The following is a 10102-nucleotide window of genomic DNA, read 5'->3' on the forward strand; positions in this document are numbered from 1 at the left end:
CCGCGTTGATGGCCTCTGGCGGCGCCGTGGCGCTTCTGTCCGCCTGTGGCGGCGGTGGTGATTCCAGTGATTCGACAGGAACCGGCACGGGCACCGGATCCGGGACAGGCACCGACACGGGTACGGGCACAGGTACGGGCACGGGTACTGGAACCACGACCGGCACCTGCATGGTCGATCCCACGGAAACCGAGGGCCCTTACCCCGCCGACGGCTCCAACGGCTCGCGCGGCAGCCTGGTCAACGTGCTGTCGCAAAGCGGCGTGGTGCGCAGCGACCTGCGCAGCAGCTTTGGCGGCATGAGCGGCACGGCTGCGGGCCTGCCGCTGACGCTCAAGATCACCCTGGTCAACGTCGGCACCAACTGCAGCCCGCTGGAAGGCTATGCCATCTACCTGTGGCATTGCACCCGCGAGGGCGAGTATTCGCTGTACTCCACCGACCTGCTCAACCAGAACTTCCTGCGCGGCGTGCAGGCGACGGACAGCAATGGCGAATGCACCTTTGTGACCATCTTCCCGGGCTGCTATGACGGGCGCTGGCCGCACATGCACTTCGAGGTGTTCCGCAGCCTCAACACGGCCGGCAGCTACACCAACAAGCTGCTGACCTCGCAGATGGCCATGCCCAAGGACGTGGCCAGCGCCGTCTATGCCGGTGTCAGCGGCTACAGCGCCAGCGTCTCCAACCTGTCGCGGGTCAGCGTGACATCGGACAATGTCTTCGGCGACAACACCAGCGAGCAGATCGCCTGGCAGACGCCCACCTTCACCGGAGACACCACCAATGGCCATACCGCCACGATATCCATCGGCATTGCCGTCTGACGCAGCAACTGAATGAGCCTCCGCCTCCCGCGCCTGAAGCTGCAGCACAAGGCCTTCTTCGCCCTTGCCGTGCTGCTGGTGGCCCTGCTGCTGGTGTTTCTCGGCTTCTCGCGCCTGGGCCTGCAGCGGGGCCTGGGGCCCTACATGGCCGAGGTGGAGCTGACCGGCATGGACGGGCTGGCCGAGCGGCTGGTCCAGCACCACGAGCAAAACGGCGGCTGGGATGCGGCGCGCGCCAACCCCGGTTTCTGGCGCGACATGGTGCGCCCGGGCGCAGGCATGGGCCGGGGCTTTCCTGCGGGCGAGCCCGGGCCACGGCCACCCATGCCCATGCCCATGCCCATGCCGGAGCCGAGGCCTGGTTTTGAGGGAGGCCACGGTCCGGGGCCGGGCCCGGAGTTTCCGCCGCCGCCTGGGCTGGAAGGCGGAGAGCCTGCCGATCGCTCAGATCGCTCAGATCGCTCCGACCGTACAGACCGCCCAGGCCCGCCGCCAGACCGCCCTTTCGGAGGCCCGTGGGCGCGCGTGGGCCTGCTGGATGCCCAGGGCCAGCTCATCTCCGGCATGGCGCCGCAGCCCGGTGCGGCGCATCGCGTTCTGCGCGCCGCCAATGGGCAGGCCATTGGCGAGATCGTGCTGTCCCCCGTGCAGACCGGGCAGGGCATGCAGCGCGACCTGGACCGCGCCTTCCTCGCGCAGCAGATGGGTTTTGTGGCCTGGACCGGGCTGGCCGGCCTGCTGCTGGCGCTGCTGCTGTCGGCCTGGCTCACGCGGCGCTGGCTGGAGCCGCTGACCGCCTTTGTCGACGGCCTGCGCGGCATTGCGGCCGGGCGGCTGGATACGCGCGTGGCCATCAAGGGCGATGCGGAACTGGCCCGCCTTGCGGAAACATTCAACGACATGGCCGTGCAACTGGCCACCATGGAGGCCTCGCGCCAGCGCTGGCTGGCCGACGTGGCGCATGAGCTGCGCACACCGCTGTCCACCATGCGCGCCGAGGTCGAGGCCGTGCAGGACGGCGTGCTGCCCATGGACGACCGCATGGCGCTGCGCCTGCACCGGCAGATCATGCGGCTGATACGGCTGGTCAGCGACCTGCGCGTGAGCCTGGACGACCCGCAGGCCCTGCACGGCTCGGGCCATGTGCCCGTGCATGTGCTGACCCTGCTGGGCGAGGCGCTGGACGGCGCGCGGCCCGGCTTCGAGCAGGTCGGCATCGGCCTGGACCGCTCCACCGTGGACCAGCTGGCCGCGCGCATTCCGCCGCCGCTGGTGCAGGGCGATCCGCACCGGTTGCACCAGGTGTTTGCCAACCTGCTGGAAAACAGCCTGCGCTATACGGCTGCGGGCGGGCGGCTGCAGGTGTCCGCCGAAATCGTCCAGATGCAGGACCGCAGCATGCTGCAGCTGCGCTGGGACGACACGGCTCCCGGCGTGGCCAGCCAGCACCTGCCGCGCCTGTTCGACCGCCTCTATCGCGTGGACGCCTCCCGCGTGCGCGACGGCGACGGCCTGGGCGGCTCCGGCCTGGGGCTGGCCATCTGCCGCACCATCGTGCAGGCCCATGGCGGCAGCATCGAGGCCGCCGCCTCGCCGCTGGGCGGCCTGCGCATCACGCTGTGGCTGCCCTTGCTGGAAAATCCCGCGCCATGAAGCCTGCCCGCATCCTCCTGGTCGAAGACGAGACCGACATGGCCGCCATCGTCATCGACTACCTGCGCCATGCAGGCTACGAAGTCGAGCACATCCGCCACGGGCGCGAGGCGCTGGACCGCATGCTGCGCTCCCCGCCCGACCTCACTTTGCTGGACATCATGCTGCCGGGGCTGGACGGCCTGGACATCCTGCGCCAGTTCCGCCCCCACAGCGCCTGCCCCGTCATCCTGCTCACCGCGCGTGTCGAGGAAATGGACCGCCTGCTGGGCCTGGAGCTCGGTGCGGACGACTACATCTGCAAGCCCTTCGCCCCGCGCGAAGTCGTGGCCCGCGTCAAGGCCGTGCTGCGCCGCAGTGCCGGCCCCGACCCCGCGCAGCAACGCCTGACGCTGCTGCCCGAGCAGGGCCGCGCCATGCTCAACGGCAGCGTGCTGCCACTGACCAAGCGGGAGCTGACCTTGCTGCAGGCCCTGATGCGCCAGCCCGGCCGCCTGTACTCCCGCGCGCAACTGCTGGAGCTGGCCTGCGCCGACACGCTGGACGTGAACGAGCGCGCCATCGACAGCCACATCAAGAACCTGCGCAAAAAGCTCAAGGCGGCGGACGACCGCCATGAGTGGATTCGCTCCGTCTATGGCGTGGGCTTTGCGTTCGAGCCCGATGGCGGGTCCGACACGCGGGCGCAGTGAAGGCCCGGCGAGGGCAGGGCGCAGCCCCTACCTCGACTCGTCGAGGTGCTCCATGAACGTGGTGCCCATGTAGCGAGAACGGAACAGGCCGGCCTCCACCAGGCGCGGCACCAACTGCTCCAGCACGCAATGCAGGGACTCGACGGAGCCGCCAGGCGCGGCCAGAAAGCCGTCGATGGCGCCAGCGGCGCTCCACTCGGTGATCTGCGCCACGGCATCGTCCACCGTGCCGACCACCTGCCAGTGCGCGGCGGAGAGGATTTCCGGCCGCTGCAGCAGCTCGTCGATGCGCAATGACTCGCGCTCCATCAGGCGCCTGAGCAGGCCCGCATGCGTGCGGCTGGACGGGGTTGCCACGGGCGGCGGAAGGTCGGCTGCGGTGATCGGCCGGTCTGCGGGCCAGTCCGTCAGGTCCAGGCCGACCATGGCCTTGATCGATGCCAGCTTGCGGCCCCTGTCCACCCGGCCGTGCGTCTGCTGGAACATCTCCAGGGCCTGCTCGCGGGTGTCGGCCAGGTACAGGCTCAGGCCGGGCAGCAGGCGCACATCCTGCGCCTGGCGCCCATGGCGCTGGGCGCGCCGAGACAGGTCCCGGCGCAGCTCCAGCGCCGCGTCCAGGTCCGGCGTGGGGGCGAAAACAATGTCTGCCACCGATGCGGCAAAGTCGCGCCCTGTGCTGGACGCGCCCGCCTGCACCAGCGGAATGCGCGGGCCGCCGAACTCCGGCAGGTTCAGCGGGCCGCGCACCTTCAGGTGCGGTCCCTCGTGGTCTATGGGGTGGACCAGCGAGGCGTCGGCGTAGCGGCCGCTGTCCCGGTCGATCTTCAAGGCCTCGTTGGGGAAGCTGGCCCACAGCCGGCGCACCACGTCGGTGAACTCTGCGGCCCGCGCATAGCGTTCATCGGCATCGGGCATGGCCTGCAGCCCGAAGTTCTCGTGGCCCTGCAGGGCCGTGACGATGTTCCACCCGGCGCGGCCGTTGCTGATCCAGTGCAGCGACTGCAGCTGGCGCGCCACCGCATAGGGCGGGAAAAACGTGGTCGATACCGTGGACACCAGGCCGATGCGCGAGGTCTCGCGTGCCAGCGCTGCCATCAGCACCGTGGGGTCCAGGCTGGCGAAGCCCGCGCCCGTCTCCAGCGCCTCCATGGGCAGAAAGCTCACGTCCGGGCGGAAGACGAAGTCCAGGTGCGCGGCCTCGGCGCGCCGGGCCAGGTCCAGGGCGAAGTCGCTGGAGTACAGCCCTTCGATATGGCTGCCGGGCCGCCGCCAGGCGTCGCCGCTCAGCCAGGTGGGGGCCAGCGAAAGGCCGATGTGCAGGGGTTTGCGGGGTGTCATGTCTGCTGTCATTCCCATCTCAGAACGTTCCGCGCACGCCCACGCCGATCATGCGCGGCGCGGTCATGCTGGCCTCGATGCCGCCGATGCCGCGGTTTTGCTGCAGGTACGTCGGTGCGCGCCTGTCGAACACGTTCTTGATGTAGCCGTACAGCTGCACGCGCGCGCTGTAGGCATAGGTCATGCGCAGGTCGGCGATGGTGTTGGAGCCGACCGCATAGGCGCGGGTGTTGGCGGTATCGGAGTAGTAGCCGTCCAGGTGGCGCACCTGGCCGGAGACATTGAACCGGGGGCTGGCGTCCCAGCTCACGCCCAGGCTCAGGTTGTAGCCGGGCGAGCGGGCGAAGCGGTTGTGCTCGTAGCCGGGGTTGCTGCCCATCTCCTCGATGCGGGTGCGCAGCACGCCCACGCCGGCCTTGATCCGCAGGTTGTCCAGTGCGCGGTAGTCGGCGCCCAGCTCGAAGCCGTAGGCATGGGCCTTCTCCGCGTTGATGGTGTAGGACTGGGCCACGCCCGGGGAGATGACCACGGGGATGTTGTACTGCGCATCCCGCATGTCCATGTAGAACAGGTTGGTGTTGAGCATCAGCCGGTCATCGAGCAGGCTGGCGCGGCTGAACAGCTCGTAGTTCCAGATCGACTCCTTCTTGAAATACGCCCATTGCCGGCTGGTGAGGTTCAGCGACACGCCGCCCGGGTTGTAGCCCCGGCTGACCAGCGCGCCCACGGTCCAGCGCGGTGTGGCGGCATAGGCCAGGGACAGCTTGGGCAGCAGTGCCGAGAAGGTTTTCGTGTAGTCGAGGGCGGTGGGTGCCAGCACCGAAGTGCCGGTGCGCACCACCTCGTCCTGTTGGTAGCGCAGGCCGCTGGTCAGGGTCCAGCGGTCGGCCAGGCGCCAGTTCAGCTCGCCGAAGACGCCCAGGTTCTTCTTCGTGTCGTCGAAGGCGGACAGGCCGCGCAGCAGCAGGCTTTCGTCCGTGCCGGTGCGCGCGTAGTAGACGCCGCCGAAGCCGCTCAGGCGGTCCTTGTCGCTGCCCACCAGGGCGCGGAACTCATTGGAGACATTGTTCTGGCGGATATCGGCATCGCCCTCGCCGGGGATGCCCGTGTAGCGCTGCACGGACGAGCGCGAATACTGGGACTGGTTGACCAGCCGCACGCCGTTGCCCAGCTCGTAGCTGAGGTCGAGGATGCCGGTGTCGGTCTTCTGCTTCCAGCTGGGCATGGTCGTCGTCCAGTGCTCCAGCGCGTTGAACGGAGCGGACGCCGCCTCCTGGCTGGGGCGGTTGCTGTCGTTGTGGGAATAGGTGAACTTGGCCTCCAGGCCGGGAATGCGGCTGGGCAGCCACAGGAACTTCATGCGTGCGTTCAGCGCGCGGAAATCCTGATCGGCCTGGCCCCGCTGGAACTGCGGATTGGTGTAGTCGATGAAGGTATCGCGCCCTGAGTAGTCCACGGCCAGCCGCGCGGCCAGCTCCTCGCCCACGGGGCCGGAGACGGCGATGGACGCACGCCGCGAGTGGTAGTCGCCCGCCTCCAGCTGGTAGGCCCCTTCGCGCTTGAAGCTGGGGTCCTTGGTGTTCACGACGATGGCGCCCGCAATGGCATTGGCGCCCTGCGAGGTGGTCTGCGGGCCGCGGAACACCTCGATGCTCTCCACATCCCAGACCGAGGTCGCGCCGAAGAACATCTCGTTGTAGTTGAGATAGTGCCCATCCAGGTTGATGGTGGCGCGCGGCACCGTGCCGCCCCAGAAGACGTTCTGGCCGTTGTTGGGGCCCTGCGTGTCCTGCCCGCGGATGATGGGCGCGCCCACCGTGTCGGTGTAGACCACGTTGGGCACGTCGTGCAGCACCTCGTGGACCGAGGCATTGCCGGACTCCTGCCGGGCCAGGTCCTTGCCGGCCTTGACCGACACGGAGGAGGCCGTGTCCTTGAGTTCGCGCCTGACCTTTTCTCCGCTGACCACGACCGCTTCAAGCGCGTTGGATTCCCCCCCGGAACCCGACGCGCCCTGAGCGAAGGCGCCGGCCGGCGCCATCAGGGTAGAGAGTGCGATGGCGCCCGCCCGGGACGGGAGCCTGCGATGGAAACACAGCTTCACAGCATCTTCCTTTGATGAGAATGATTCGTATTTTTCAAAGGTCGCCATCATGCATTGAAATTCCACAGTAGGGAATGCATTCCCACATGCGGAAGAAAAAAACAGCAGCGAAATGGTGTGTGCGCACCTGTGCAGAGCCTTCGGCAGAGCCGGTATCATCGACACCGGCGGCGCATGCGCCCCCACCTGCGATGCGCCTGGTACAGGCAAGAAAGCCCAGCCCTTGAAAACAACAACACCTCAGACGACAGCCGGCGAGAAGCGCTCCGGCACCATCCAGTCCGTCTCCATCGCCACCCGGTTTCTCATGGTCCTGGCCAATGCCGAAAGCGAGCTGGCGCTGGGCGAGGTGGCCCGGCGAACGGGAACGGGGGGCTCCACGGCCCACCGCTACCTGCAAAGCCTCGTCAAGGAAGGCCTGGCCAAGCAGGACCCGGCCAGCGGCCTGTATGACCTGGGCAGCGCGGCGCTGAGCATCGGCATTGGCGCGCTCAAGCGTGTGGATGCGGTGGAGATTGCGGCGCAGCGCATGAAGGCGCTGACGCACAGCCATGCGCTCAGCGGCGGCGTGGCCATCTGGACCGACCGGGGGCCCACCCTGGTGCGCTGGTACCGCAGCGCCTACTTCTCGATCAACCCGCTGGCGCTGGGCGACATCCTGCCCATAGACAACACCGCCTGTGGCCTGGTGTTCCAGGCCTTCCTGCCCAAGGCCACCATCGACGCCGCACGGCGCCAGCAGCCCGCCCATTTCCGTGGCAAGCCGCCAGCCAAGGCCGTGCTCGACGAAGTGCGCGAGCGCTGCTGGTCCGAGATGACCAGCCACCTGCTGTCCAACGTCACGGGCCAGGCGGCGCCGGTGTTCGATGCGCAGCATGAAATCGTCTGCGCGGTCACCACCGTCTCGGACCTGGGCCAGCTCAAGTCGCCGCAAGACCGGGTCGCACTGTTCCGCGAGGCCAGCCTGATCAACCAGTCCACGGGCGGGCGGGCCTTCAGCGCAGATTCGCCTTGAAAGCCGCGCCGGGAAGAATGGCCGGGCGCCTCAGTTCCCTGCGGCGCGCTCCACGGCATTCACGGCCCTGCGCCCCCTGGGCACCACCAGGGGCGTCCCCGACACAGGGTCTGCCATGATCACGGCCGGCAGGCCGAACACCTCCTGCACCAACTGCTCCGTGAAGATCGCCCCGGGCGCGCCCTGCGCGGCAATGCGCCCGTCGCGCATGGCGATCAGGTGCGAGGCATAGCGGCACGCCTGGTTGAGGTCGTGCAGCACCGCAACCACCGTGCGGCCGGCGTCGTTGAGATCCGCCAGCAGCTCCATCAGCTCGATCTGGTGGGCGATGTCCAGGAACGTCGTGGGCTCGTCCAGCAGCAGGATCGGCGTCTGCTGCGCCAGCACCATCGCAATCCACACCCGCTGGCGCTGGCCGCCTGACAGCTCGTCCAGCAGGCGGTCGGACAGCGCTGCCACATCGGTGGCCTGCATGGCCTCGGCCACGGCCTGCTCATCCGCGTCCGTCCACTGCCTCAGGAAGGATTGATGGGGGTAGCGCCCCCGCGCCACCAGGTCCGCCACCGTGATGCCCTCGGGTGCCACCGCGCTTTGCGGCAACAGGCCCAGGCGCCGCGCCACCTCCTTGGCGGGAAATTGCGAGATGTGCCGGCCATCGAGGATGACCTGCCCGGCCACCGGCACCAGCAGCCGCGACAGCGCGCGCAGCAGGGTGGACTTGCCGCAGGCATTCGGCCCCACGATGACGGTGAAGGAGCCATCGGGAATGGCAAGGGACAGGCCCTGCGAAATCGTGCGCTCGCCGTAGCGCAGCGTCACCGCATCAGCACTCAGGCGCTGCGTCATGGCCGGTCATTTCCCACAATCGATAGGTCCTTCGGTGTTTGCAATGTGGAATGAATTCTACAATACGGAATACGCTGAAGACGCCGCCCTGGCGCCCGGCCCCGTCGCTTCGGATCGAGATGAACAGACTCCAACTTGCCGCCCTGGGCGCGGCCGCCGCACTGGCCGTGCTGGCCTGTTTCGCATGGTTTCCACGCGCCGCCGTTCCCGTGGCGGGCGCCGCACCGCATACGTCGGATACATCGCATGCGTCGCATACATCGGATACGCCGGCTGCAGCACACGCAGACCATGCACCGCTGCTCCGGCGCATCGTCTCCACCTCGCCCAGCGTGACCGGCATCCTGCTGGCCATCGATGCGCCGGTCGTTGCGACCGCCGCGACCACGCCCAGCCGCATGACCGACGACAAGGGCTTTTTCTCGCAATGGGCCGCCGTTGCCGACAAGCGCGGCGTGCAGGTGCTCTACCGCAACCTGCAATTCGACATCGAGGCCGCCATCGGCGCCAGCCCCGACCTGCTGGTGGCCTCCGCCACCGGTGCCGACAGCGTGGCCCAGCACCGCACCGAACTGCAGGCGCAGGGCGTGCCCATGGTCGTGGTCGACTACTCCAGCCAGTCCTGGCAGGACATCGCCACCGAGCTGGGCCGCATCACGGGCCATGCGAAGCAGGCCGCCGCAGCCATTGCCCGCTTCGATGCCCATGTGGCGCAGACTGCCGCCTCCATCACGCCCCCGGCCCGGCCCGTCAGCATCGTCGCCTACAACCTGGCCGGCAGCTACTCCATAGGCCGCGCCGTCAGCCCCCATGCGCGGCTGCTGGCCGCACTGGGCTTCAAGGTGGAGGGCCTGCCGCCCGCGCTGGCCGCCCAGGTCACACGCGCCTCGGACTTCGAATTCATCTCCCGCGAGAATCTCTCGGCCGCCATCACCGGCGACTCCGTCTTCCTGCTCGGCGCCTCGCAGGGCGATGTGCAGGCCTTCCTGGACGATCCGCTGCTGGCCAACCTGCCCGCCGTTGCCGGGCGGCGCGTCTATCCGCTGGGCCCGACCTCGTTTCGCATCGACTACTACTCGGGGCAGCAGATGGTCGACGCCGTGGCAAGCCATTTCCGCTGAGCCATGCGTGCACGGCTCCAAGGCGCGGCGGCGCGGCCTGCCTCGCGTGCTCCGCGCGCTCCCCTGCACTGCAGGCGTTGGCTGGGCCTTGCAGGCGGGCTGCTGGCGCTGGCCATCATCGCCGTGCTCGGCATCACCGTCGGCTCGCGCGACATTGCGCTGGCCGACATCCTCGGCGCGCTGCGGGCTCCGGACCTGCGTGATGACCAGCACCTGATCGTCAGCCTGCTGCGCATGCCCCGCACCGTGGTGGCCATCCTGGCCGGCATGGCGCTGGGAGTGGCTGGCGCGCTCATGCAGGCCGTCACCCGCAATCCCCTGGCGGAGCCGGGTCTGCTGGGCGTCAACGCGGGTGCGGCGCTGGCCGTGCTCATCGGCATGACGGCCTTCGGCCTGACGTCCGTGCTCCAGTACGTCTGGTGCGCCTTTGCCGGCGCGGGGCTGGCGGGCGCCGCCGTCTTCGCGTTCGGGCAGTCCCGGGGCGCGGGCGCGCACCCGGTGCGCCT

The 10102-nt window shown here is 68.8% G+C and carries 9 protein-coding genes; 6 read left to right on the forward strand and 3 right to left on the reverse strand.

Going from position 1 to position 10102, the window contains the following annotated elements:
* From L995_RS14620 to L995_RS14630, 3 genes are all read left to right on the forward strand, one after another.
* Positions 1 to 827: dioxygenase family protein (locus L995_RS14620; RefSeq protein WP_047472425.1), on the forward strand; the 827-nt coding region annotated here is incomplete at its 5' end.
* Positions 828 to 839: 12 nt separating this feature from the next.
* A complete protein-coding gene (locus L995_RS14625; RefSeq protein ID WP_047472418.1) occupies positions 840 to 2480 on the forward strand; it encodes an ATP-binding protein in 1641 nt (546 codons plus the stop codon).
* Positions 2477 to 3172, forward strand: coding sequence for a response regulator (locus tag L995_RS14630; RefSeq protein ID WP_047472419.1), 696 nt, complete (start codon positions 2477 to 2479; stop codon positions 3170 to 3172). Before L995_RS14625 ends, L995_RS14630 begins: the two co-directional genes overlap by 4 nt.
* 27 nt (positions 3173 to 3199) lie before the next feature.
* Here the strand turns inward: L995_RS14630 and L995_RS14635 are convergent, their stop codons facing one another.
* Both L995_RS14635 and L995_RS14640 read right to left on the reverse strand, forming a co-directional pair.
* Entirely contained in the window at positions 3200 to 4510 is a 1311-nt protein-coding gene (locus L995_RS14635) for an NtaA/DmoA family FMN-dependent monooxygenase (RefSeq protein ID WP_047472420.1), read from the reverse strand.
* Between the two features lie 19 nt (positions 4511 to 4529).
* Entirely contained in the window at positions 4530 to 6479 is a 1950-nt protein-coding gene (locus L995_RS14640) for a TonB-dependent receptor (protein WP_231574437.1), read from the reverse strand.
* 358 nt (positions 6480 to 6837) lie between these two features.
* Between L995_RS14640 and L995_RS14645 the strand changes: the two genes are divergently transcribed.
* Positions 6838 to 7629, forward strand: a complete 792-nt coding sequence (locus tag L995_RS14645; RefSeq protein ID WP_012204987.1) for an IclR family transcriptional regulator — start codon at positions 6838 to 6840, stop codon at positions 7627 to 7629.
* A gap of 30 nt (positions 7630 to 7659) precedes the next feature.
* Here L995_RS14645 and L995_RS14650 read toward each other — a convergent pair whose 3' ends face one another.
* A complete protein-coding gene (locus tag L995_RS14650) occupies positions 7660 to 8475 on the reverse strand; it encodes an ABC transporter ATP-binding protein (RefSeq protein ID WP_047472422.1) in 816 nt (271 codons plus the stop codon).
* A gap of 119 nt (positions 8476 to 8594) precedes the next feature.
* Between L995_RS14650 and fepB the strand changes: the two genes are divergently transcribed.
* Positions 8595 to 9596, forward strand: a complete 1002-nt coding sequence (gene fepB / locus L995_RS14655) for a Fe2+-enterobactin ABC transporter substrate-binding protein (protein ID WP_047472423.1) — start codon at positions 8595 to 8597, stop codon at positions 9594 to 9596.
* A 3-nt stretch (positions 9597 to 9599) separates the two neighbouring features.
* The coding region (locus L995_RS14660; protein WP_047472424.1) for an iron chelate uptake ABC transporter family permease subunit at positions 9600 to 10102 on the forward strand (503 nt) is incomplete at its 3' end.

Origin of the sequence: Delftia sp. ZNC0008 (assembly GCF_000799035.1) — a bacterium.
Lineage (GTDB): Bacteria > Pseudomonadota > Gammaproteobacteria > Burkholderiales > Burkholderiaceae_C > Comamonas > Comamonas tsuruhatensis.